The 23,773-nt window shown below is 53.4% G+C and carries 28 protein-coding genes; 12 read left to right on the top strand and 16 right to left on the bottom strand.

The window, feature by feature from the left end:
* Positions 1 to 7: 7 nt before the first annotated feature.
* The gene (locus DK507_RS16655) at positions 8 to 949 is read left to right on the top strand and encodes a cyclase family protein (protein ID WP_109357405.1); all 942 of its coding nucleotides are present in this window, start codon (positions 8 to 10) and stop codon (positions 947 to 949) included.
* Positions 946 to 1,620: a chromophore lyase CpcT/CpeT gene (locus tag DK507_RS16650; protein ID WP_109357404.1), complete on the top strand. Its 675-nt coding sequence runs from the start codon at positions 946 to 948 to the stop codon at positions 1,618 to 1,620. The genes DK507_RS16655 and DK507_RS16650 overlap by 4 nt, the downstream gene beginning before the upstream one ends.
* Positions 1,621 to 1,654: 34 nt before the next feature.
* Here the strand turns inward: DK507_RS16650 and DK507_RS16645 are convergent, their stop codons facing one another.
* Both DK507_RS16645 and DK507_RS17930 read right to left on the bottom strand, forming a co-directional pair.
* Positions 1,655 to 2,101: a GFA family protein gene (locus DK507_RS16645; RefSeq protein ID WP_109357403.1), complete on the bottom strand. Its 447-nt coding sequence runs from the start codon at positions 2,099 to 2,101 to the stop codon at positions 1,655 to 1,657.
* A gap of 95 nt (positions 2,102 to 2,196) precedes the next feature.
* Complete coding sequence (locus tag DK507_RS17930) at positions 2,197 to 2,346, bottom strand: hypothetical protein (RefSeq protein ID WP_174209055.1); 150 nt, start codon at positions 2,344 to 2,346, stop codon at positions 2,197 to 2,199.
* Positions 2,347 to 2,508: 162 nt separating this feature from the next.
* Here DK507_RS17930 and DK507_RS16640 point away from each other — a divergent pair, with 162 nt between their 5' ends.
* Positions 2,509 to 3,960, top strand: coding sequence for an MFS transporter (locus DK507_RS16640; RefSeq protein WP_109357402.1), 1,452 nt, complete (start codon positions 2,509 to 2,511; stop codon positions 3,958 to 3,960).
* On the opposite strand, the gene DK507_RS16635 is transcribed toward DK507_RS16640, so the two are convergent.
* The 3 genes from DK507_RS16635 to DK507_RS16625 are packed head-to-tail and all read right to left on the bottom strand — an operon-like array spanning position 3,957 to position 5,533.
* Entirely contained in the window at positions 3,957 to 4,406 is a 450-nt protein-coding gene (locus DK507_RS16635) for a DoxX family protein (protein ID WP_109357401.1), read from the bottom strand. The genes DK507_RS16640 and DK507_RS16635 overlap by 4 nt on opposite strands.
* Entirely contained in the window at positions 4,406 to 4,837 is a 432-nt protein-coding gene (locus DK507_RS16630; protein ID WP_216822400.1) for an ion channel, read from the bottom strand. Before DK507_RS16630 ends, DK507_RS16635 begins: the two co-directional genes overlap by 1 nt.
* 45 nt (positions 4,838 to 4,882) lie before the next feature.
* Positions 4,883 to 5,533 (bottom strand): hypothetical protein, encoded by a 651-nt coding sequence (locus DK507_RS16625; protein ID WP_109357400.1) that lies wholly within the window; start codon positions 5,531 to 5,533, stop codon positions 4,883 to 4,885.
* Positions 5,534 to 5,891: 358 nt separating this feature from the next.
* On the opposite strand from DK507_RS16625, the gene DK507_RS16620 reads away from it, so the two are divergent.
* Both DK507_RS16620 and DK507_RS16615 read left to right on the top strand, forming a co-directional pair.
* Positions 5,892 to 6,098, top strand: a complete 207-nt coding sequence (locus tag DK507_RS16620) for a cold-shock protein (protein ID WP_109357399.1) — start codon at positions 5,892 to 5,894, stop codon at positions 6,096 to 6,098.
* Between the two features lie 130 nt (positions 6,099 to 6,228).
* Complete coding sequence (locus DK507_RS16615; RefSeq protein WP_109357398.1) at positions 6,229 to 7,212, top strand: alpha/beta fold hydrolase; 984 nt, start codon at positions 6,229 to 6,231, stop codon at positions 7,210 to 7,212.
* Here the strand turns inward: DK507_RS16615 and DK507_RS16610 are convergent.
* Together DK507_RS16610 and ung are read right to left on the bottom strand one after the other, a co-directional pair.
* Positions 7,209 to 7,556: a DUF962 domain-containing protein gene (locus tag DK507_RS16610; RefSeq protein ID WP_109357397.1), complete on the bottom strand. Its 348-nt coding sequence runs from the start codon at positions 7,554 to 7,556 to the stop codon at positions 7,209 to 7,211. The two genes, DK507_RS16615 and DK507_RS16610, sit on opposite strands and share 4 nt — an antisense overlap.
* Positions 7,557 to 7,594: 38 nt before the next feature.
* On the bottom strand, positions 7,595 to 8,299 hold the full coding sequence (gene ung, locus DK507_RS16605) for a uracil-DNA glycosylase (protein WP_109357396.1): 705 nt from the start codon (positions 8,297 to 8,299) through the stop codon (positions 7,595 to 7,597).
* Positions 8,300 to 8,431: 132 nt separating this feature from the next.
* Between ung and DK507_RS16600 the strand changes: the two genes are divergently transcribed.
* The 4 genes from DK507_RS16600 to DK507_RS16585 are packed head-to-tail and all read left to right on the top strand — an operon-like array spanning position 8,432 to position 11,801.
* On the top strand, positions 8,432 to 9,565 hold the full coding sequence (locus DK507_RS16600) for a beta-ketoacyl-ACP synthase III (protein ID WP_109357754.1): 1,134 nt from the start codon (positions 8,432 to 8,434) through the stop codon (positions 9,563 to 9,565).
* 14 nt (positions 9,566 to 9,579) lie between these two features.
* The gene (locus DK507_RS16595; protein WP_109357395.1) at positions 9,580 to 9,984 is read left to right on the top strand and encodes a GFA family protein; all 405 of its coding nucleotides are present in this window, start codon (positions 9,580 to 9,582) and stop codon (positions 9,982 to 9,984) included.
* Positions 9,985 to 9,993: 9 nt separating this feature from the next.
* Positions 9,994 to 10,908: an alpha/beta hydrolase fold domain-containing protein gene (locus tag DK507_RS16590; RefSeq protein ID WP_109357394.1), complete on the top strand. Its 915-nt coding sequence runs from the start codon at positions 9,994 to 9,996 to the stop codon at positions 10,906 to 10,908.
* 17 nt (positions 10,909 to 10,925) lie between these two features.
* Positions 10,926 to 11,801, top strand: a complete 876-nt coding sequence (locus DK507_RS16585; protein ID WP_162559101.1) for an alpha/beta hydrolase — start codon at positions 10,926 to 10,928, stop codon at positions 11,799 to 11,801.
* Positions 11,802 to 11,806: 5 nt separating this feature from the next.
* Here the strand turns inward: DK507_RS16585 and DK507_RS16580 are convergent, their stop codons facing one another.
* The 7 genes from DK507_RS16580 to typA form a co-directional block, all read right to left on the bottom strand.
* Positions 11,807 to 12,583 (bottom strand): enoyl-CoA hydratase, encoded by a 777-nt coding sequence (locus tag DK507_RS16580; RefSeq protein ID WP_109357392.1) that lies wholly within the window; start codon positions 12,581 to 12,583, stop codon positions 11,807 to 11,809.
* Positions 12,583 to 13,407, bottom strand: coding sequence for an SDR family NAD(P)-dependent oxidoreductase (locus DK507_RS16575; protein WP_109357391.1), 825 nt, complete (start codon positions 13,405 to 13,407; stop codon positions 12,583 to 12,585). The genes DK507_RS16580 and DK507_RS16575 overlap by 1 nt, the downstream gene beginning before the upstream one ends.
* Positions 13,408 to 13,410: 3 nt before the next feature.
* Entirely contained in the window at positions 13,411 to 13,809 is a 399-nt protein-coding gene (locus DK507_RS16570) for a hypothetical protein (RefSeq protein WP_109357390.1), read from the bottom strand.
* Between the two features lie 17 nt (positions 13,810 to 13,826).
* Complete coding sequence (locus tag DK507_RS16565) at positions 13,827 to 14,141, bottom strand: DUF3297 family protein (RefSeq protein WP_109357389.1); 315 nt, start codon at positions 14,139 to 14,141, stop codon at positions 13,827 to 13,829.
* Between the two features lie 97 nt (positions 14,142 to 14,238).
* Positions 14,239 to 14,658, bottom strand: a complete 420-nt coding sequence (locus DK507_RS16560; RefSeq protein ID WP_367889563.1) for a DUF805 domain-containing protein — start codon at positions 14,656 to 14,658, stop codon at positions 14,239 to 14,241.
* A gap of 161 nt (positions 14,659 to 14,819) precedes the next feature.
* Complete coding sequence (locus DK507_RS16555) at positions 14,820 to 15,788, bottom strand: MBL fold metallo-hydrolase (RefSeq protein WP_162559100.1); 969 nt, start codon at positions 15,786 to 15,788, stop codon at positions 14,820 to 14,822.
* A gap of 47 nt (positions 15,789 to 15,835) precedes the next feature.
* Complete coding sequence (gene typA / locus DK507_RS16550; protein ID WP_109357386.1) at positions 15,836 to 17,653, bottom strand: translational GTPase TypA; 1,818 nt, start codon at positions 17,651 to 17,653, stop codon at positions 15,836 to 15,838.
* 262 nt (positions 17,654 to 17,915) lie between these two features.
* On the opposite strand from typA, the gene DK507_RS16545 reads away from it, so the two are divergent.
* Together DK507_RS16545 and DK507_RS16540 are read left to right on the top strand one after the other, a co-directional pair.
* A complete protein-coding gene (locus DK507_RS16545) occupies positions 17,916 to 18,749 on the top strand; it encodes a glycosyltransferase family A protein (RefSeq protein WP_162559099.1) in 834 nt (277 codons plus the stop codon).
* Between the two features lie 100 nt (positions 18,750 to 18,849).
* The gene (locus tag DK507_RS16540; RefSeq protein WP_162559098.1) at positions 18,850 to 19,788 is read left to right on the top strand and encodes a bile acid:sodium symporter family protein; all 939 of its coding nucleotides are present in this window, start codon (positions 18,850 to 18,852) and stop codon (positions 19,786 to 19,788) included.
* A gap of 11 nt (positions 19,789 to 19,799) precedes the next feature.
* Here the strand turns inward: DK507_RS16540 and DK507_RS16535 are convergent, their stop codons facing one another.
* Together DK507_RS16535 and DK507_RS16530 are read right to left on the bottom strand one after the other, a co-directional pair.
* Positions 19,800 to 22,307: an ABC transporter permease gene (locus DK507_RS16535; RefSeq protein WP_109357383.1), complete on the bottom strand. Its 2,508-nt coding sequence runs from the start codon at positions 22,305 to 22,307 to the stop codon at positions 19,800 to 19,802.
* Entirely contained in the window at positions 22,304 to 23,044 is a 741-nt protein-coding gene (locus DK507_RS16530; RefSeq protein ID WP_109357382.1) for an ABC transporter ATP-binding protein, read from the bottom strand. Before DK507_RS16530 ends, DK507_RS16535 begins: the two co-directional genes overlap by 4 nt.
* Before the next feature lie 90 nt (positions 23,045 to 23,134).
* On the opposite strand from DK507_RS16530, the gene DK507_RS16525 reads away from it, so the two are divergent.
* Positions 23,135 to 23,767: an arylesterase gene (locus DK507_RS16525; protein WP_254054427.1), complete on the top strand. Its 633-nt coding sequence runs from the start codon at positions 23,135 to 23,137 to the stop codon at positions 23,765 to 23,767.
* The last annotated feature ends 6 nt before the right edge of the window (positions 23,768 to 23,773 follow it).

Genomic DNA, 23,773 nt, shown 5'->3' with positions numbered 1-23,773 from the left:
AGAGAATATGCGAGCTTTGGGATTGATTTTGGCGGCAGCAACGCTTGCGATGCCAGCAATTGCACAAGATGCGGAGAAGAGCTGGTATCCTAGCAAATACGGCGCAGAGGATACCAAAGGTGCTATGAACAACTTGTCGCCGGAAGCTACCGTTAACGCTGCCAAGCTGGTCAAGACCGGCAAGACTTATGCCTTGGGCGTGGTGACTGGGCCGACGACACCTGCCTATCCGCCGCGATCCTATAGCGCGACGGTGCTGCAGACTAATGATGGGCAGGGCGGTTCGATGGGCGCAAACAAAGTCACAGCCCATGATGATATCATTCACAGCTGGGTCGGGATCGGGACGCAAATTGACGGCTTTGCGCATCTCGGCATCGACCATCATTATTATAACGGTGTGAAGGGTAGCGATTTTTATTCGCCTGCAGGCGTGACGAAATTTGGAACGGAGACGATACTGCCGACGGCGACGCGCGGCATATTGCTCGATATGACCAAGCAATTCGGCAAGGCTGTCGTCGACCCCGGTACGGCATTCAACCGGGCAGAGATTGAAGCGGCCGCCGAGGCGGCAGGTGTTACGATTGGCAAGGGCGATGTGGTGCTTTTCCACACTGGCTGGATGAGCAAGAGCGGGAGTGATCCGCAAGGCTATATCGCGCAGCAGCCAGGACTCGGCGTTGAGGGTGCGGAGTATCTCGCGTCACTGGATGTCGTGATGGTAGGTGCGGATACCGCGGCGCTGGAGGCAATTCCGTTTGAAGACCCGGCCAAGCCGTTTATCGTACATCAGACATTGCTGGCCAAACATGGTATACATATCTTGGAGAGCATCAACACAGCTGAGCTGGCGAAGGACGGCGCTACCGAGTTCATGTTCGTGTTGGGCCAGCCACGCTTTAAGGGCGCGGTGCAGATGGTGATCAATCCGGTGGCTATTCGGTGAGCCGTGATATTTGGGTTTTGGCGGCTTTGATATGCTCGCAACTTGCTATCGGCTGCGCTCCGACCGCAGATATTGTTGCGATTACCGATGGACAAAATCCGCAATCATCAGACAATCAAGCTGAACGACTCGCCGCGATGATGGCTGGCCGCTTTGCTGAGCAAGGCGATAAAGCGATTTTTGATTTTCGCAGCAGGCTGTCGTCGATGGGTGAGGGGCAGTGGCTATACTACCAGCGGGATCACGGCAAGCGCGAAGCGGGAGATACGCGCAAGGCCTATCGTCAGAGGGTGCTTCAGTTGGTGAACCGGCCGGATGGCGGCGTCGCGCAGATTACGTGGAGCTTGCAGGAACCCGAAGGTTATGCCGTTGCGCCCAACAATCCGGCTCTGTTGGCGTCGCTGAGCCGAGATGCGCTTGTCCCGACACTAGAGCCCGGTTGCGAACAAATCTGGGTGCTTGAGGGTGTCACATGGCGCGGCCGGGTAGATCCGGTGAAGTGCACGATTTTCTCGAAACGTCGAAACCAACGGATCGCTATTGGTTCAGAAACACGTTTGACCAAAAGTGCTTTGCAAGAAGCGGAGCGCGGCTTTGATCTGGATGGCAAGCAGCTTTGGGGCACAGCCCCCGGAGCCTTCTCAACAATGCAGCGGGTAAAAGTTGAATAGTTGATGGAGCGCTTGGCACTACACCATGCCGGTGTCATTGCATTTCAGCGGCGAACATGGCTTCCACCTCTGCACCGGTCAGGTTTTTGGTCTGTTCGGCCAGACTGTAATAGTCGGGCTTGCTGTCGATATAGACTTGGGTGGTGAAGTTCAGACCATCTTCATTGTCGAATATCGCACTGGCAATCATGTATTGGCCGGGCTCTTTCAACCGATAGTACAGATTGGTGCCGCAGGTTTTGCAAAAAGCCCGCTCGGCCCACTCGGAGGAGTTGTAGACCGCGATATGGTCTTCGCCCGTTATGGTGACATCGGTGCCACAATCGAGTTCAAAGGCGGGGCCGCCACCCCATCGCCGGCACATGTGGCAATGGCAGGCACCGACTTCTGTACTGGCTTGATGTGCGGTAATCTGGACATCACCGCACAGGCAATGCCCTTTGCGTTCTCTGGTTTCAGCCGGCTCGGGGGTATTGGTCATAGTCGCTCTCCTGTTCAATCGCTCTGCAATCATAGGCCGGAACAAGAGCGGATGAATTGATCATGGTCAATGAACCAGGCCGCCCCGCCAGAGCGTTATGACAAGGCTGGTATGATCCAGACAAAGGACATCGCGATCAGTGCGGCAAGCAGCGAAACAGCAAGGACCCATCGTACTCCTTGTGGCCGGGTTTTGTTGCTGGCTTCCTTTTCCGTAACTAGTATTTCATCTCCATGGCGTTCCATTGGGCCTTCCTTCCAAAATTGCCCTCCGCATTGGAGTATAGCACGAATCAGGCCGCGTTGCAGAGATTTGTCCCGGTGCGCAAGTGCTTGTAAATGGGCGCAGCCTGTTTACGGTCTGCCACCAGAGCGCAACCAATAACGTGCCGACAAGCTGGGGGGATTATGAACGCATCAGCGGTTACAATGGATACGAAGCCATCGACTGGGACGAAACTGGCTTATGGTTTTGGATCCGTCGCATACGGGATCAAAGACGGCGGGTTTCAGTATCTTCTGCTGATATTTTATGCGCAAGTCATTGGTTTGAATGCCCAACTGGTCGGGCTGGCCATCATGATCGCATTGATTGCAGATGCGCTCAGCGATCCGATTGTCGGTTATTGGTCAGATAACTTCCGGTCCAAATGGGGCCGTCGCCATCCGTTCATGTATGCCGCAGCTGTGCCTGTGGCGATCAGTTATTACTTCTTATGGAACCCGCCGGAGAGCTGGAGCAATACGCAGCTCTTCTGGTATGTATTGTTGCTTTCCATCCTCATCCGGACGTTCATCACCATATATGAAACGCCTAGCACAGCGCTGGCGCCAGAGATGACGCAGGATTATGATGAGCGCAGTTCGGTGATCAGTTTCCGCTGGTTCTTCGGTTGGCTTGGCGGCAACACCATGGCGATTGCGATGTTCATTCTGATCTTTCCCGCCTTCGTTACAGCGGCAATCAGCAATGGCCAATTTAACCGTGACGCCTATGCTTTCTATGGGGTCATTGCGTCGCTGATGATGTTTGCGGCGATTATGATCTCAGCGTTGGGGACGCATCATCTTATCCCCAAACTGCGGGAACCACCGGCGAAGCGCAGGATTACACCCGGTCTGATGTTCCGAGAGATCTTTGAGACATTATCGAGCCGGTCCTTTGCGGCACTGTTCTTTGCAAGCCTATTGGGGTTCATCGCCTCCGGTCTCGCGGGTGGTTTGAACTTCTATTTTGCCACTTATTTCTGGGGTTTTGGTCCAGAGCAAATCGGGCTTATTTCCATTTGTGTCACGTTCTCGACGTTTATCGGACTGTTTCTGGCGCCCTATGTAACCCGCACAATTGGCAAGAAACGCGGAGCGATAATAATCGGACTGATCGCTTTCATCGGGTCGCCGACACCGATCATGCTGCGAGTATTTGATGTGCTGCCGGGCAATGATTCGCCGTTTATTTTCTGGTTTGTTCTGATCGCTACCACAATCGATGTCGGTCTGATCATCTGTTACCAAATCTTGGCCTCATCAATGATCGCCGATCTGGTTGAGCAGGCAGAACTGAAAACGGGGCGGCGCTCGGAAGGGATATTCTTTGCCGCCACAACCTTCATCCGTAAATGCGGCGTTGGGGTCGGGATCATATTGGCGAGCACTGTGCTGGGAATTGTCGGCCTGCAATCCGGTGCGGGACAAGGGGATGTTTCTGCAGATACGCTTTGGAGGTTGGGCGCGGTCTATGTACCTCTGATCCTCGCACTGTGGATGACGATGATCGCGGTGATCAGCATGTACAAGCTAAACCGTGCGGGTCATGAAGAAAATCTGCGGAAGTTGAGTGAAAGGGCATCTAAAAATTAGCTGATTTTCGGTTTAAATGGCCAGTTGATGACGTTGCCAGCGATCAATGCCCACCAGATAAAGACGGGTTGAAACAACAATCGCGGACCGTGATAGGCCCAGTTTGCAATCTCTCCACCGATGGCGATATTGTTGACCGCATGATTGACGTTCGCCGGATAGACGCAAAATGCATAAAGGGCGAGCCCGATACCGGATGCATAGCGGATATGCGGAATGAGTTGGGACGGAATGAGGAGACCGACGGCACCGGCAATCTCAGCAACGCCTGTAAGAAAGATGACCTGTTCCGGGAACGGCACCCAGTCAGGCGTGATGGCGAGAAATCCGCCCGGGCTTTGGATATGGAGGATACCGGCGACGAGATAGACGATGGCGAGCAGCAAACGGAAAAACCGGCGCGTGATAGTCTCTGAAACCGGAGAAGCTTCCGGCAGTTTGGCCATCACTTACTGCCGCCCATGCGGTGGACGACGGAGACAAAGAAGGCGGTGGACCAGCCCAGCAGGATAATGCCGTTGACGCCTTCAATCGCCGCAACCATGCGCCAGCTTTGGTTGAGAGCATCGTCATTATAGCCCGTGGTGGCATAGGTGATCGCAGAGAAATAGACTGCATCGGGTAAGGTCGGCAGTGCATCAAGCAACAGATAGACAAAAGCATAGAGCCAGATTTCAATGCCGTGAAGCGTAAACAACCCCAGCACAAGGATTAATGTCACCGACACACCGCGCAATGACATCGGATGAATATGCTCCTCCGCCTCCTCGCGAGCCTCAATTCTCAAAAGACGGGCAAGGCCGTACATGCCGGCGCCATGGATCAGGACGGTGAGCAGCACCACTCCGGCGCTGACGAGAAGTTCTGCGAGCATCATCTGACTGTGCGCAAGGACAGGTGGTCTCGTCAAGGGGTGATCGGGCTAGTCGCCCCACGGCGGTGGCGGCGTCTCGACTGGTTTTGAGAGATCAAATTCAACGCGGAAGAAACGAGCGTCAGCCGTTTCGGGTCGCCGCAGTTCATAGGCGAAGCGGGCCTCCTGCTCGCCAGGAGGGCTAATCTCGACTGCCCATGTGTTGGTCACGGATTGATCAAGGCCTTCTGTCTTGAACAGAGCAATGGACTCTTCATCGACCGGAAATTCCTGACGTTGCTTGGTGCCGGGGGCCGCGGTATCGCCGCCATAATTACTGACTGCATCCAGTGATCCATCGTCGTGCCGATGGCGATGTTTCAGACGCAGACCGTCCTCGGTGCGGGCGATGATCCACGTCCGCGAGCGGTTCCAACTGCCATCGGCATTGCTGATATGAAAGGGGATTTGAATCTCTGTCTGATCGCAGGTCGCGACATGCATGATCATCGGTTGACCCATCATATCCGCATCGGCTTCCTGATCGGAAACCAGCTGCCCCGGATAAGCCTTGTCACAAAGCAGCGATAGACGTTCAAAATAAACATCCTGTGGTGAAAGATCGGGTGCGACCGGCGGTTCGCCCGGTTCACAAGCGGAAAGGGTTATGGTGAGGACAGCGGCGCAGGCAGCGCCTCCAAATTTAAATGTCTGTTTCATAGGATAAAGCGCTACACTTTATCGACGGCAAGGGAAAGGGCTGCGGCTGCTGCTGGACCTGTGCTGGATATGGTTGTTAGGATTAGGCCTATTAACTTTGACAATGGCGGCCATTGCGCTGGTTTCGACGCCGTAAATGCCCGCGTTAACGCATCCGTCGGGTTAAGCCGTTTGCTAAGTGCGGGTTAGGCTGCTACGGCCACCACAGCTAATAATCGCGTACGACGAAATTCTTGTTTCGCGGCTGGTAAAGCAGCCCGCATGCTCTTTTTTCCTTTTTCTCGACGTTTGGCGACCCCCGTCTGGCGCGGCCGAAAGGTCGGACAGACACCACTAAGTAATGAATAGGAATAAGAATATGCCTACAGGCACAGTAAAATTTTTCAATACGGACAAAGGCTATGGATTTATCGCTCCTGAAGATGGCGGCGATGACAGCTTTGTTCACATCACAGCCGTTCAGGCTGCCGGTATGCAGACGCTGGAAAAAGAACAGCGCCTTACCTATGATATTGAAACCGGAAACAATGGCAAGAAAGCGGCTGTAAACCTTCAGCAAGCTTAAGGCTATTGGCCTTTATGGCCGGTAACTATTTACAGGGGCGGGACGGCTTTTGCTTTCCCGCCCTTTTTTGTCTGTCCTACCAGCGGCTCGATATGTATTGTCGTTTCTTGGCATCGTCTGGGGCAAGAACATGAAAACCACATTCCGTACTTTATTGGCTTTGATCGTTATATTGATCGCCGCGTTTTTCATATTCCGCACGCCGGATACCGATCGTGCGGACATGATCGCAAAATATAGCAATGACGCGTCGCAATTTGTGGAGGACGGCGCCGGTGGGCAAATTCATTATCGTGATGAAGGGAACAAGGAGGGACCAGCGATCTTGCTGATCCACGGTTCGAACAGCCTGCTTCAGACATGGGAGCCGGTTGTGGCTTTGCTAGGCGACAAATACCGGCTGATCTCGCTTGATCTATATGGCCATGGCCTCACCGGTCCTCAGGCAAACGGTAACTATAGTGCCGATACCAATATTGCCGCGGCGACGAAGGTGCTCGATACCGTGGGTGTCGAAAAAGCTTATTGGGTCGGCAACAGCATGGGCGGCTGGTTGTCGTGGCGTGCCGGTCTGGCAGTTCCTGAGCGCGTTTCAGGGCTTGTTTTGATCGATGCATCCGGCGCGCAAACGGACGAAAAGGTCAAACCCTATCTGGCTGCAAGACTGGCGCGTTCGTCTATCGGACAATTGTTGTTGCCTGAAATTACTCCCAAATTTCTCGTGCGCTCGTCATTGGAAGAAAATTTTGCACAACCAGAACGTTTGACCGATGAACTGGTGACCCGTTATTGGGAATTGCTGCGCTTTCCTGGCAATCGTCAGGCTTCAGTCGCGCGGGGCAAAACAGCACGCGAACCGGAAAAGTGGGCGGAAGTCGGAAATCTAAAAATGCCCGTGCTGTTGCTTTGGGGAGAGCAGGACAAGGTTATTCCGGTATCTCACGCAAAGGCTTTTGAAGAAGCTATCCCGGGATCCAAGCTTATCATTTACAAAGATGCCGGACATCTGCCGATGGAAGAAACACCAGATCAGGTGGCGCGGGATATCGGTATCTGGATCGAAGGAACCGAAGCGCTGAAGGTGCAGGAAGCGGAATTGGAAGCGGCCAGCTAGGCGTCCTCTACACCGGCCTTTTGAAGCTCCGGCTTCAGGCGTCCGGTGAGCCAAAGTCCCCACATCTTGAAATCTGCGATCAGGGACCACAGAGGATATGTGAAGGTCGCCGGGCGATTCTTTTCGATTCTCCAATGGGCCATCCAGGCGAAAAAATAGCCTGCGAGAGGCATGGCCAGCGGTAACAGCCAATTGGTCGTTGCGACCGAATAAAAGGCTATCAGGACAACCAGACTGGTTCCGACATAATGCAGATTACGCGTCGCCGGTTTGGCATGCTCCTGCAAATAGAACGGCCAGAATGTATCAAAACTCTGATGCTCTTTTTGTCTGTTGGACGTCATTGGCTTGGCCCCTTTTGTGCTTTGTGCGCAATCATAAGCTAAACGGGCGGCAAAGACCAGTCGATCGGCGGCAGGCCATTATGCTCCAGAAAGCTGTTGGTCTTGCTGAAATGCTGACACCCAAAAAAGCCATTGTGCGCCGAAAGCGGGGAGGGGTGCGGTGCCTTTAACACCAGATGCTTGCCGCCTTGTTCGATGCTTTGGACAAAGCCCGCTTTCTTTTGCGCATAGCTACCCCACAACAGAAAGACGACGGGCTCTTCCTTCGCCGCGATCAATCGGATGATCGCATCGGTGAACTGCTCCCACCCCTTGCCGCGATGTGAGGCTGCTTCTGCTCGCTGAACCGTCAACACGCTGTTTAGCAACAGCACGCCTTGCTGTGCCCAGGATTCCAGAAATCCGTGCTGGGGGCGTTGCATTCCGATATCGCTTTCCAGTTCCTTGTAGATATTGACCAGCGACGGTGGCGGCCGGACGCCGGGTTGCACGCTAAAGCAAAGCCCATGCGCTTGTCCCGGGCCATGATAGGGGTCTTGCCCCAGGATCACGACACGCACCTTGTCTAGGGGTGTGAGGTCGAGCGCCCGAAAATATTCACTGCCCTTGGGGAAGACATGCTTGCCCTCTTTTTTCTGCTGAATCAGAAAGGCCCGTAAGTTGGTCATATAATCGCTGGAAAATTCACGCGCGAGTGGCATCTTCCAGCTTTCATGCAATTTGATGCGATCGGTTTCGGTCATGCCAAACAAATAGCAAGATGTCTGCGATTGGCAATCGGCGAGCAACACCGCTTGCTAGTTGCCCGTTGGGACTTTACGATATTGGCATGTTATTATTCCAATTGTCTTCAAGGTTTAAGAGAATATCGCCCTATGACCAACACTAACATTCCCGTAATTTCTGCCACTGGCCTCTTCACACCCACCGATAGCATCAGCAATGAAGAACTGGTGACGAGCTTCAACGCTTATGTTGATTTGCATAACAACGAAAATGCCGATGCCATTACCGCTGGTGAGGTCGCCGAATTGCAGCATAGTTCGGTCGAGTTTATCGAAAAGGCATCAGGCATAAAATCACGCTTCGTACTTTCCAAGGATCCGATCCTTGACCCCGAAACCATGTGCCCGCGATTGCCTGAACGGCCGGATGACGAAATCTCCGTCCTTGCCGAAATTGGCGTTAAGGCGGCCGAGCAGGCGCTGGAACGGGCGGGGCGGAAAGCAGAGGATGTCGATGCCGTACTCTGTGCCTGTTCCAATCTGCAGCGCGCCTATCCTGCCATCGCGGTCGAGATTCAGGATGCGCTGGGCATTGGTGACGGTTTCGGTTTTGATATGAACGTGGCTTGTTCGTCCGCGACATTCGGTATCCAGACAGCGGCGGACTATATCCGTTCCGGCAGTGCCAAATCGGTATTGGTAATCAATCCTGAAATATGTTCAGGTCATTTGAACTGGCGGGACCGTGACAGCCACTTCATCTTTGGAGATGTAGCAACAGCCATATTGGTGGAAGCAAAAGACATCGCACCAGCAGAACATTGGGAAATTGTCGGGACCAAGCTCAAGACGCAGTTTTCGAACAATATCCGTAACAACTTTGGCTTCCTCAACCGGACCAGTCCGGAAACACGGGATGACGTAGATAAGCTATTTGTCCAGGAAGGGCGCAAGGTCTTCAAGGAAGTGGTGCCGATGGTCGCCCAGATGATTGTGGATCAAGCGGCGCGGCTGGGTATCGAGAATACTGACCTTAGGCGCCTATGGTTGCATCAGGCCAATGCCGGGATGAACCGGTTGATCGCTCAGCGCGTGCTTGGTCATGAAGCAAATGATGATGAAAGCCCAACCGTGCTGGATACCTATGCGAATACGTCTTCGGCTGGTTCAATCATCGCGTTTCACAAGCACAGCGCCGATCTGTCGGACGGAGACATTGGACTTATCTGCTCATTTGGCGCAGGATATTCGGCGGGAACGGTTTTCGTTAGAAAAGTCGCATAAACGGGGAGAATATTATGACAATGACAGGACAATGCCTTTGCGGGGCAGTAAGCTATAGCGTTAGCGGAGAACCACAAATGACCGGTGTCTGTCATTGCAAAAACTGCCAGCGTCAGTCGGGTAGCGCCTATTCCGTATTATTTGGTGTAGCCAATGATCAGCTGAGCATTCAGGGCGATCTCACAACTTATGAAGATAGTAGTGAAACGGGCAATGTTGTGGAACGACACTTCTGCGGCAAATGCGGTTCACCGCTGCTGTCCACACTGCCAACGCAGCCTGGCATGACCTTCGTCAAGGCGGGCACGCTGGACGATACCAGCCATCTCAATCCGCAAGTACATTTCTGGACCAAAAGTTCGCAGGACTGGGTGACCATTGACCCCAATGTGCCGCAAATGGAAGGCAATCCGGGTTAGGAACGGGCCATGACCAGCATAAGAGCCCGGCTGCTCGCCAAAGCCCTTCCGCTCACCGGTTTAAAAGCGGTTTTCTCGGACGAAGCGAAGCTGAGAGCGAGTATTCCGAAAGCCCGTGCGAAAAAGGTTGCCGCGCCCGGCAAGGCGTTGCACCGCAAGTTTAAGGTCACTGAGACTGCGAAAAACGGATATCCCATATTCACACTGGCCCCAAAATCCGGGAGTCATCGTCGTATTTTATATATCCATGGAGGCGCTTATGTTCTGGATATCCAGCCTGGATACTGGACATTGCTAGCAGAGATGGTGCACCGGACCGACGCTACTGTTGTGGCACCGTGCTATCCCTTGACGCCGGAGCATGACTGGCAACAAAGTTATGACTGGATGATGCCAGTCTATGACGCGCTGGTCGAAGAGGTGGGCGCAGACAATATAACCATCATGGGTGACAGCGCGGGCGCCGGCTTTGCACTTGGTCTGACGCAGATGCTGCGGGACCAGGGAAAGGCAATGCCGCATAAAATGATTCTGCTGTCACCGTGGCTTGATGTCAGTATGACCGATCCGATGCAGCCAGCACTGTCAAAGAAGGATCGCATATTGGGTATTGGTGGCCTTCGTGCAGCAGGCGAATGGTGGGCTGGAGAAAGTGGAGCCGTTGATATACCGCCGGTTAGTCCTCTATTTGGTGCTTTGGAAGGCCTCCCACCAATTGCCGTATTTACCGGTACATTTGATTTGCTTTGGCCCGACGCCAGAAAATTGAAAGAGAAAGCGGAGGCGGCGGATATGCCGCTGGATTATTTCGAGTTTCCAGCAATGCAACATGTCTGGATGCTGTTTCCCATTCCGGAAGGCAAGAAAGCCCGCAAGCAGATTGCGGATTTCATCAATGCTGATCTTGAGGCTGCTGCGGTGTGATCAGCAAGCGCGCCCGATTGATAAATTTTGTCCTACGCTTGCTAAAGGTGCAGCAGCGTTTGGCAGACTATGATACCGGCATGAAGTTTCTGGCACGGGACAGGAAAAACGGCCCAGCGCGGCCCGGACGGTGGTTTAGAAAGTATAGCCATACTAACGAGTATCACATTGATAATCATAAGGTTTATGAGATCGATCCCAAAGAAGGTAAGAGCAAACATCATATCTTCTATCTTCACGGTGGCGGCTATGCGTTCAACATCGTGTTCGTCCACTGGGGGATGATCAAGAAGCTGATTAGGGCGACCGGAACCAGCGCGACCGTCCCGCTCTATCCGTTAGCACCAGAGCATGACTGGTCACAAAGCTATCCTGTCGTGATGCAGGCCTACGATCGGGCAGTAGCCAAATATGGGGCGGAAAATATAACCGTAATGGGTGACAGCGCAGGCGGCGGATATAGTCTCGGTCTGGCGCAGATGCTTCGTGATCAGGGTAAGCCAATGCCGGGCAAGATCATTCTGCTCTCACCCTGGCTGGATGCAACTGCCAGCGATCCGTTGCAGCGAGAGCTGGAGAAGCACGATGTATTGCTCTCGATACAGGGCGCTCAGACCGCTGGTCAATTTTGGGCTGGTGAAGGTGAAGATCCGGCGGCTTTTCCGGTTAGTCCGCTTTTCGCGGCCATCGATAAATTGCCACCGCTTGCCATTTTCGCCGGTAGCCATGATCTGCTGTATGCCGATGCGCTAAGGCTGAAAGAGAAAGCGGATACACAAGGCTTTCCTGTCGCACTTCATGTGGGAGAAGAGATGCAGCATGTCTGGATGCTGTTACCGATCAGGGAAGCGAAATTGGCACAAGCCCAGATCGTATCATTCATAAAGGGCTAGCAGATCTAAGCCTTCAAAGCGCGGCCGCGCTCAATGACTGCTAGCCGTCGTCCTTCGACTTCTTCGGCACTGACACGATTGTTATAGGCATCGGTGACCTGCTTTTCCAAAGTCATAGCGTCTTTGAAATTGCGGTCATAGCCATCGAATATGAGTTTTTTGTAGGTCTTGAGAAAACCCGGGTCGATCGTCGCCATATCGGCGGCCAGTGCCCGTGCAGCAGGCATCAATTCATCCTGCGCATAGACATGATTGATCAGGCCCCAACTGCAGGCTGTCTCGGCATCCAGAAACTGTCCGGTGAAGCTCAATTCACAGGCGCGGGACAAACCGACATAGCGCGACAGTTTCTGTGACAGGCCCCATCCCGGTATGATCCCGACCCGCGCATGGGTGTCGGCAAAGCGGGCATGGGTCGATCCGATCCGTACATCGCAGGCAAGGGCCAGTTCAAAGCCTCCGGTGATAGCGACACCATTAATGGCGCCAATGACCGGTACGTCCAGTTTTTCCAGCGCTCGGCAGGGATTGCTGGCCGGCTTCTGGTCGGTCGCAGCGCCAAGACCGGATGATCCCAGCTCTTTAAGGTCAAGACCCGCCGTAAAGGCCTTTTCTCCGGCACCGGTCACAATGACAGCGCGGATATTGCTATCTGTTCCAATATCTTCGCAGGCGTCAAAAAATTCGCCCCGCAAAGCGTGGGACAAGGCGTTCATGGCTTCCGGGCGGTTAAGCGTGATCGTGGCAACGCCATCGGCTTTATCAAGCAGCACCAAAGCCATTAATCATCGTCTCCGGCTTCATACTTTTCGGCAATTTGCGCACCTAGACCGGCGGTCATTTCAAACAGCTTTTCCGGATCACTTTGCCGCAATTGGGCCAGCATCAACTCGGGGCCTTCGGCAATGATCAGTTCCGGCACTTTATTGGCCACGGCTTCGAGTATCTGTCGGGCGCATTCGTCTGGCTCCATGCCATTGTCGATTACTGCGTCAGACTTGTCACGCTTCGAACCATCCTTGGTCAGGGCGTTGCGTGATACGTTCGTACGGATGGAGCCGGGCAGAATGTTGGTGACATGTATATTATGCCGTGTCTCGGTTTCGGCACGCAGGGCATCCATATAACCAATTAAGCCGTGCTTGGCGGCGCAATAAGCCGTGCGTAGCGGAACGCCAATCCGTCCGGCAACAGAACTGATCCCGATGACATGACCGCCGCCTGCACTGATCATGTGCGGTAGCAGCAACTGCGTGAGCCATATCGGCGCCAGCAGATCGACGTTGACGATCTGATGATAAACATTGGGATCGGTATCTAGAGCCAAACTGCGTTGACTGATCCCGGCATTGTTGACCAGCACATCAACGCGGCCTTTCCAATTCTCGGCTTCGGCGACCTTGGTAGGTAGAGCATCATAATCGGTCGTCTCAAAAGGAAGCAGCAGTGTGTCGGTCGAGATGTCCGCGGCAACGGATTCCAAAGCTTCCACCCTGCGACCGGAGAGGATGATATGTGCGCCTTGTGCCGCAAAAGCTTTTGCCAAGGCTTCACCAATTCCCGATGAAGCACCGGTGATCCAGACTATCTTGTCCGTAAAGTCCATTGCTCAGTTCCCTTGCTTTTCGATCTGTTCGGCCGTCTTTGACTGTCGCCATCCGGCATAGCAGAGTGCCAGCATGATGATATTACCTAAAGCGTCAATCAATCCCATGCGGGTGAACACCGGATCGTGAAAGGTGAAATAATAATTGAATCCGAAAAAGGGTAGTAACGCGATACCGTAGACCAGAAATGTCGTCGCGGTGAATCGGGCGAAAGCTGCGAATAGCCCCGCTAGCAAAGCTTGCGCACCAAAACAGGCCATCATGAACGGTAGCATCCGCCCGCCGTTGCGATATTCGGGTAGAAACACCGTGTCGATGACATGCTGCGGAAACAGGGCAGCCCATCCGCCGAGTATGAAAAACACCAGTGCGATAAAATATTGGATGCGCTGGGGTGTCATTTGCTGGCTATGGGCTCCTAGGAGCCTTTCTTGATCATCGGCGCATCGTCACCAAGGTCTTCAAACCAGGCTTCGACTTCGCCATTAAGTTTGATCAGCAATGGATTGCCCTTGCGATCGACCGTCTTGCCGGCCTGAACCTTTACCCAACCTTCGGACACGCAATATTCTTCGATATTATGTTTGCGCGCCCCGCGAAAATTGATGCCGATGCCACGTTCGAGAAGTTCACCACCGTAAAACTTGCTCCGCGGATTGATCGCGAGACGATCCGGCGGTGTGTCCGTACCGGATTTGGCTTTTTCTTCCGGCTGGTCAGGCGTGTCGGTCATGGTTCTGTATCTCCAAAAAAAGGGTTGTGGCGCTTTGCCACAACCCTATCGAAAATCAAGTTATACAAGGTCTATCCCAAAGGGTCCCTCGTGATGCTCAGTTGAATACATCACCCACATTGTCGCTCATCTTCGGATCGTCGCCAAAGCGATTTTTGCCCTTGGTTCCGTCCAAGCACATGAACACGAGAACGATTAGACCGCCAACATAGGGAATAAATCCCAAAAGTACGAACCAACCAGATTTGTCCTGATCATGAAAGCGGCGTACCTGCACCGCAAGCGAGGGGATGAAAATTGCGAGCGCGTAAAGGCCAAACAGCGCAATCATCAAAGTTCCACCAGTGGACATGGAGCCTGCTGGATCCGGCGTGAAGCCGCCCAGAACACCGCCAATAATCGCCAATACAACAATGATGATTATCTGCAGAAGGAAAAACATCCAATATTCCTTACGCCGGGAGCGCCCGCTAAAATCAGCATAGCGTTTTAGCGGCATCAACATCCATTCCATCATTCTTCCCCTCTTCATTATTGATATAAGGAGCCTAAGCGGCCCATGGTGAAAATCAAGCGCCTATTTCATTCAGTAAACCCATATGGCCATCAATATCCTGCGGAAATACCGATAGCGGAGAAGAAACTAGCGTTCTGACGTCTGTGTAGATCCCTCCATGATCATAAAGGATAGCAGGACAGATCATCTGCCATCAGCACCGGCCCGCTATAGTCTTCTGAAATGGCCGCGTTGACTTCATCTTGGACCAATAAAGCGCGCTGCATATGATGGGTTAGCAGCAAGGTTTGTGCGTTCAGCGCTGCTGCGGTTTCTCCTATGGATTTCGGATCACGGTGCAAGCCGCGTGGCTGACCATCAGCCATGGTGATCGCATTGTGCATCACCAACAAGTCTGGTTTCGTGTCCGATAATATCGTGACAAAATCTTCGCTTAAGAAACTCTGGTCTCCGGAAAGGACAACAGTTTTATCCTTGGCGCGAATGACATAAGCAAGCGCAGGCACATCAAGATGATGAACCGCGATGGCATCGATTCTCACACCATCCTCATTCCAGATGGTTTGCAGTCCGGTTTTGCCGACATTAATGTCGTTGGCTGTCAAGCGGGGTAGGGCGTCATCGTCTTCCAGATAAGGATGCAGATAACGCAAAGCGCCATCTTCTTTGCCAATTAAAGAACTAAGATAGGCGCTAGTCGATGGAAACTGATCATTTCCTGCTGGCCCGGCGACCATAAGATCTGCCGATCGCTTCGCAAAAGCGCCGTTGTTTAGTAAGGCAGGAAGACCGCTGGCATGATCACCATGTAAATGGGTGAGCAGGATTGCATCATGATCGTTAAAGTCTACCCCGGCCTCGCCATAGCGAACAAAGGCACCGCTGCCTGCATCGATCAGCAACCTGGCTTTGCCATCAACCCACAAGATGTTGCTGGCTCCCGCACGATGATCATCAGCAATGGGACCGCCAGAGCCAAGGACTTGCAAAGCGATGGGACTATCGCTGCAGCTGTTGCTGTCGGTTGATGCTTTGGTTTCGATCGTTGGATCGGCCGAACACGATGCAAGTGTGATTGAAGCTGCCAATAGATAGCCGGCACCGAGCAATGTTTTGATTGTTGTTGTCATGCACTGATGATGATCCATCACAGCGCATGATGCAACAATTGTTGCGCCTAAGCCGCTTCCGCTTTGCGCGCTGCTTTCTTGCGATCATTGGGATCGAGATAGCGTTTGCGCAGGCGGATATTCTTTGGCGTCACTTCGACCAGTTCGTCATTGTCGATATAGGCAATTGCCTGTTCCAGCGTCATGATCTTTGGCGGGGTGAGGCGTACGGCATCATCCTTTCCGGTTGAACGGAAGTTGGTTAGCTGTTTCGATTTCATCGGATTGACGTCGAGGTCGCCGGGTTTTGCATTTTCGCCGATGACCATGCCTTCGTAGACAGGGGTCTGGCCGCCAATGAACAATATGCCGCGCTCTTCCAGCGCATTCAGCGCGTAGGACATGGCGTTACCGGTACCATTGGAAACCAGCACACCGACAGGACGGCCTTCGATTACGCCTTTATAGGGACCGTATTTTTCGAACAGACGGTTCATCAGGCCGGTGCCGCGCGTGTCGGAAAGGAATTCACCATGATAACCGATCAGGCCGCGTGACGGCGCGGAGAAGGTCAGGCGGGTTTTGCCGCCGCCGGAGGGACGCTGTTCGGTCAGCTCGGCCTTGCGGCGTTGCATTTTCGAAACGACGGTGCTGCTATGTTCGTCATCAACGTCAATAACCACAGTTTCATAAGGCTCCTGACGCTCGCCATTTTCCTCACGATAGAGAACACGCGGGCGGGAGATGGAAAGCTCAAAGCCTTCGCGGCGCATGGTTTCAATTAGCACGCCAAGCTGCAATTCGCCGCGACCAGCGACTTCAAAGCTGTCTTTCTCATCACTTTCGGTGATTTTGATCGCCACGTTGGATTCCGCTTCGCGCAACAGGCGGTCGCGAATGATGCGGCTTGTCACCTTGTCGCCTTCGCGGCCAGCCATCGGGCTGTCGTTAACGGCAAAGTTCATCGACAGGGTTGGCGGATCAATAGGCTGTGCGGCAATGGGTTCGGTGACCGACGGATCACAGATGGTATTGGCAACCGTCGCTTCGGTCAAGCCAGCGAGTGAGATGATGTCGCCAGCTTTCGCGCTTTCTACAGGAACGCGTTCCAGCCCCCGGAACGCCATGATCTTGGTCGCGCGACCGGTCTCAACAACATTTCCGTCCATATCAATCGCATGGATGGGAGCGTTTAGGTCGATCTTTCCGCTTTCCACTTTACCTGTCAGGATGCGGCCGACAAAATTGTCGCGGTCCAGCAGGGTAACGAGAAATTTGAAATCAGCATCCGGGTTCACATCTGGTTCTGGCACGTGCTCGACAATTTTATCGAAAAGTGGCGCCAGGTCACCTTCGCGCACTTCCGGTGTGTCGCCGGCATAGCCATTCCGGCCGCTGGCGAAGAGTGACGGGAAATCAAGCTGCTCGTCATTGGCATCAAGATTGACGAAGAGGTCAAACACTTCGTCGAGCACTTCTTCTGCACGGCCATCAGGGCGGTCAATCTTGTTAACGACGACTATGGGTTTCAGGCCAAGTGCCAGCGCTTTGCCGGTTACGAACTTCGTCTGCGGCATCGCACCTTCGGCACTGTCAACCAGCAGGATCACGCCATCGACCATGGAAAGAATGCGCTCTACCTCGCCGCCAAAGTCAGCGTGACCCGGCGTATCGACAATGTTGATACGCGTGCCTTTCCACTCGACACTGGTGCATTTTGCGAGAATCGTAATGCCGCGCTCTTTTTCCAGATCATTGCTGTCCATGGCGCGTTCTTCGACCCGTTCATTGTCGCGGAATGTTCCTGATTGGCGGAAAAGCTGGTCCACAAGGGTTGTTTTGCCGTGATCCACGTGCGCGATAATAGCAATATTGCGAAGAGACATATCAAATTCTGCCGTAAGAGAGGAAAGGGGGCTATTGTGCCGCGCCTTATATTGCGTGCGCCCTTAACCTGTTTCGTGCTGCGCCGCAACATCAGAAACCGGGTTTGATGAAGTCTATCGCCGCAGTACGAAAATAACAGGTGTCATTTCACCATCGACATATTAAATATGCCCAGCTTCCATCCACTTAAAATACAGATGGTATATGAAGGCTCAGTCCGGAACATTTTCTAGTTTGGCTTCTCCGATAGTTACTATCGTAATGCCCATCTATAATGGTGAGAAATATCTCGACGGTGCGATTAAGTCTGTAATTGAGCAAGATTATCCGAACTGGGAACTGATTTGTATAGATGATGCTTCCACGGATCGTTCAGCCACTATCATAGAGCATTACGCCAAGGCTGATCCTCGGGTGTTGCATCGCACCAATGAACGTAATCTGGGTTTGCCAGCGACGCTTAACCGCGGCTTTGCTGAAGCTCGCGGGGATTTCCACAGCTGGACCAGTGACGACAACATCCTGCGACCCAATATGATTACGACGTTGATGAAAAAAATGGAGAATGAGCCAGGCATGGACATTGCCTATGCGGGTTACAGCGTGATTGACGATGCAGAGAACATATTGCGTTATGTCTCTCCGCCGCCGATCAAACAGCGCTGGTTCGGCAACCCGGTGGGCGCTGCTTTTTTGTACCGTCGTCAGGTTACCGAAAAGCTGGGGGGATATGACGAACAGCTTTTTGGTGCCGAGGATTATGATTACTGGATGCGAGCCGCGCATCATTTTCAGATGGTACCGGTGGACGCCGATCTTTACCTCTACCGGCGACATGATCGCAGTTTGACCGATCAAAGGAGCAAGGAAATTCGGCAATTGGTCTCGAAAGTACTGCTGAGGGAACTGGACCATGTCGATGACAGAGCCCTGCGTGCCGAAGCATTGGTCCAGCGAATATTGTCTGACTGGTATTATTTTGATTTGAAACTGCTGGGAAGGGCTTTCGCAAGCCATCCTTCGACTGTGTTCAAAGCCTCGCCCAAACTGGCAGTGGATCTGGCGCGGGCTATCTGGCACCGAATTCGATCCTAGCCCAAACTTCCGGCCATATCCCGAACGCTTATTTTGTGGGCTTGCTTCAGATGCCGCACTGGCGCATTGGCTTTGTGCAATGCAGACCATAAGATTGATTTTGATAGACAAATTTATCTGGTTGCTCGGGGGCTCCGTTCTTCTGGCGACCGTATTTCCCGTAACAGGAGATGCCGAACCTGTTGCCGCCTTTGCCGTTTCGGCGGGTATTTTCTGGATATTTCTGCTTCACGGAATCCGCCTGGACCGGCAGGAAGTGGTCGCTGGGTTTCGTAATTGGCGCCTGCAATCAGCCGTATTCGGGTTTGTTTTCGGCGCAATGGTGCTCGCTGGTCTTATATTGTCCTGGGTTTTGGATGGTTACATCGCGCCGATGATAGCGGTTGGTTTTCTGTACCTTGGTTGTTTGCCGTCCACCATCCAATCTGCAGCAAGCTATACGGCCATTGCCAAAGGTAATGTGGGGGCATCTGTCGTTGCGGCGGCGACAGTTAATCTGTCATCGATCATTGTCACACCGGTCTTTTTCGCGCTGCTGGCCAAATCTGTTGGCATCATTATCACAGGCGCTTCTTTCGTGAAAATCATGACGATGCTGTTGCTGCCATTTGTAATCGGGCAATTGATTCAGCGCTGGGCGCGTCCTTGGGCGGCGCGCCATGGTAATATCGTAGGGTGGTCGGACAAGCTTGCTATCAGCTTGGCTGTATATGTTGCCTTCTCGGGCGCCGTCGCAGCGGGAATCTGGCAGCAAGTGCCCGGTGATCAGTTTCTGGTCGTCGCTGCCGCAATTGCTGTACTGCTGATCTTCGCATTTGGTGGGGCTTGGTTATTGGGCGGAATTGCAGATTTTGTCATAAATGACCGAAAGGCCTTGTTATTTGGCGGAGCGCAAAAAAGCATAGCCGTGGGTGCGCCGCTGGCGGCCATATTATTCCCTGCCGAAGCCGCAGGTTTATTGCTTATACCTCTGCTATTCTATCATCTGTCCAGCCTGGTACTGTCTGCGCCCTTAGCGGTCCGGCTATCTAAGCTCTAAAATTCGAAATCCTAGAGTTCACGTAAGGCTCGTGCCGGTTTCGCGGACAGGACCGGGATTGAACCCAAAAGGCCGATACCCAGAGTCATGACGGCGCCAAGGCCCAGCGTCACCATTACCACGCCCCAGTCAGGTTGCCACGTAAACTCAAAAATCTGCGTGATAACAAACCAGCCGGCGAGCAGCCCCAGACCCAAGGCAACAGCAGAAAGCAGCAAGGCGAGCACCGCATATTCAATCGCTTGTGCGGACAATATCTGCGACCGCGTCGCACCGAGCAGTTTCAGTATCACACTGTCATATACCCGCGACTGACGAGAGGCTGCGATAGCGCCGATCAGTACTGCTATCCCTGAAAAAATGGCTATTGACGCGGCCGAAGCGATGGCGGTTGCCATCTGGTCCAATATCGTACCGATCTGCGACGCAATCTCTTTCACCTTCACCATCGATATGGACGGGAACTCGCGGGGCAATGACCCCAGCAGGCCATCTTCTCTGGTTTCATCCAGCTGAATGGTGGCGGCTACATTATGCGGCGTATTGGCCAGCACGTTAGGCGGGAAAACCAGCACATAGTTAAAGCCGAAATTTTGCCAGTTAATCCTGCGTAGTGAAGCAACGGTGGATTTAATTTCTACGCCCAACAGGCTAACGGTCAGACTGTCACCAACTTTCAATCCCAACGCAGTCGCCTGTTCCTCGTCAACCGATACGAGAGGTGCCCCATCATAATCCGCAGGCCACCATTCACCGGCGGCGATTTCACTGCCTTCCGGAAGTTCTCCGCTATAGGTCAAGCCACGGTCTCCGCGCAGAACCCAGGCACCTTCCGGTATCTCATCCAGCTCGGCGACGACTTGTCCGCCATATTCGGTAATGATGCCGCGCAGTGTTGGAACGATATTGATTTCAGCTTCAGGCGCATCTGCGGTTACCTGGTTCTTGAATTCATCAGCGCGTTCTACAGGAATATCGAGGACAAAGAAATTCGGTGCCTGCTGCGGAACACTGAACCTGATTTCGTTTGTCAAACTGGTTTGGATCGCGGCAAGTGTGGCAAAGAGTGTCAGACCCAGACCCAAGGCAACAACAAGCTGTCCTGTCTGTGCGCCAGGCCGGTGAAGGTTTGTAAGGGCCAGTCTCAGCAGCGGTTGTTTGGGGCGCGGCGATTTGCTTGCGAGCCAGCGGATCAAGATACCAAGCAGGCTAAGCAGCAACAATATGCCCAGCGCTGCGCCTATGAATGCGAGTGAGAAAATCGGCTCCCGTCCGGTCCCAACAGCCAGCGCGACGATCGCAGCGACCGCCAGCATGACGGCGACCCAAGTCGGTTTGTCAATTTCCCGCCATGATCGGCTTTCTCCCCGAAACAGTCCAGCCGCCGGAATAAGTTTGGCTCGTGAGAGCGGGGGCAACGCAAATATGACGGCGATGAGCAAGCCATAGGCAGCACTGACGATGAGAGGTAGTGGATAGAGCGCGAATTCGGGCCTGATTGGCAGGACATCGCCTGCGACCTGAATAATGGCTAGAGGCGCAATGGCTCCGACAAGCAATCCAGCGATTATCGCAACCAAAGCGACGGCCAGAATCTGGAACATGTAGATGCGAAACACCATTGCACTGTCCGCGCCCAATATCTTGAGCGTCGCAATGGCACTTTGTTTGCCGCGCAGGTAAGAGGCGACACCGTTGCCCACGCCAATTCCGGCAATGACCAGTGATGCAAGGCCAACCAGTGTCAGAAACTGGCCCATACGTTCGATGAAACGCCGTGTGCTGGGAGCGCCGTTGTCACGGGTTTTTACCTCCCAAGCGGCGTTCTTATATTGTTTCTCCAGCTCGTCTCCAAGTTCGGCCGGATCAACGGTGGCAGGCAGCTTCAGGCGATATTTACTCTGAAACAGACTGCCTGGTTGTATCAGGTTGGTGGCGCGCAAGCCTTCGAGTGATGTGATCGCGACCGGACCTAGTGACAGACCTTCACTCAGCCGGTCGGGCTCGTCACCAATGACGCCCTTGACCGTAAAAGCCGCTTCGCCAAATTCAATCTTGTCGCCAAGACTTAGCGATAATCGTTGTATCAAGGCAGGAGTAACATAAATATCCGTGGGGCCAAGCGGCGGCGCGTTGGCACCGTCCTCCAATATGAAATCGCCATAAAGAGGGTAGGGGGCATCGACACCTTTTAACTCTACCAATTGCGTGTCGCTGCCATCTGGCAAGCGCGCCATGGCCTGCATACGCAAGGTTTCGGACAGTTCACCCGTCTCTTTTAGAGTATCCAATTCTGCTGCTGACGCTTCGCGCTGCGCGACCGATATTTCCAAATCGCCACCTAAAATGGCTTGTCCGCGATTGGCCAGTTCATCCGTGATCGCGCTCGTCAGACTGCCAATGGCTGCGAGCGTGGCGACGCCCAAAAATAGGCAAACGATTAGCAGGCGCAGGCCAACGAAGCGACCGCGCAAGTCACGCCGGGCAATGGTCCAGGCTTTGGAGAGGCTGGCACTCATGATTGGACAGACTTTTCGGCACTGTCTTTCTCGATCATGCCGTCACGCAGTTCGATGATGCGATCACAGCGCTTGGCAAGCTCCGGATCATGCGTAATCATCAACAATGTGGCGTTGCTGGCTTTCTGACGCTCGAACAAAAGCTCGATAATGATTTCACCAGTTGCTCCATCCAGATTGCCCGTCGGTTCATCGGCAAAAATAATGGAGGGGCGTGAAGCCATAGCACGCGCAATTGCTACACGTTGTTGCTCGCCGCCCGATAGCTGGGTGGGATAGTGGCCGAGCCTGTCGCCAAGTCCAACGGCCTCCAGTTCACTGGCCGCAATCGCAAAGGGATCTTCCTGACCATCAAGCTCTAGCGGCACTGCCACGTTTTCCAGTGCGCTCATCGTTGGCAGCAAGTGGAAGGCTTGCAAAACAATACCGACCCGCCCGCGTCTTGCGATGGCAAGCTCATCCTCGTTCATTGTCCCAAAATCTGCTCCCGCGATATTGACAGTACCGCCGGTGGCGCGTTCAAGGCCGGACAAGATCGCCATCAGCGAAGACTTTCCGGAGCCGGATGGGCCCAGCAAGGCTACCGTGGTGCCGGAATCGATCGACAGATCAATCCCTTTCAAAATATCGACCCGTGCATCACCTTCTCCCAAAGAGAGGGTGACATTTTGCGCATCAATGGCAATATGAGACTTGGTTTTAGCGGCGTCGCTGGTTGCGGCGGTTTTTTGTAACATGGTGGGAAGGTGTATCCGATGTTGAACAGGTTCATGACATATGGGTTTTGCTTTGCAATTCTTCAACTTCTGATTGCTTGTAGCCCAGCGGTGGAAGAAAACTCCGCACCAGTTGCGCAGCAGCAGGTGGTCAGCGACAGCTCTGAAGCTCCCGCTGCCGAAGCAGCAACACTTATCGTAGCATTCGGTGACAGTCTTTATGCAGGCTATGGATTGGCACCCGATGAAGGTTTTGCACCAGAGCTGCAGAAAGCTCTTAATGACGCTGGTCAGGACGTGAAGGTTCACAATGCCGGCGTTTCAGGCGACACAACGGCGGCCGGCCTGCGGCGAATGGATTTTGTGCTCGATAGCCTGTCCAGAAAACCGGACCTGGTTTTGCTTGGCCTTGGCGGTAACGACTTATTGCGTGGACTGAAACCTTCGGAGACGCGGGCCAATATGGAAGCGATGGTCCGGAAGCTTGCGGATCGGGAAATCCCCGTGATGCTGACGGGTATGTTGGCCCCGCCCAATCTGGGTAAGGAATTTAGCGATCAGTTTAATGTGATATATCCTGCGCTTGCGAAGAAATATGAAACCAATCTCTATCCTTTCTTCATGGACGGCGTGGTCGGTCGGGCTGATCTGATCTTGCCCGATGGTATTCATCCGAATGCTGAAGGCATAGATGTGATCGTCGAGCGGATAGCACCCGACGTTGAAAAAGCGCTGCAGGGATAACAGCCC

The sequence above is a fragment of the Sphingorhabdus sp. EL138 genome, assembly GCF_900258045.1.
Lineage (GTDB): Bacteria > Pseudomonadota > Alphaproteobacteria > Sphingomonadales > Sphingomonadaceae > Parasphingorhabdus.
This window is presented reverse-complemented; position numbering and strand designations above follow the sequence as displayed.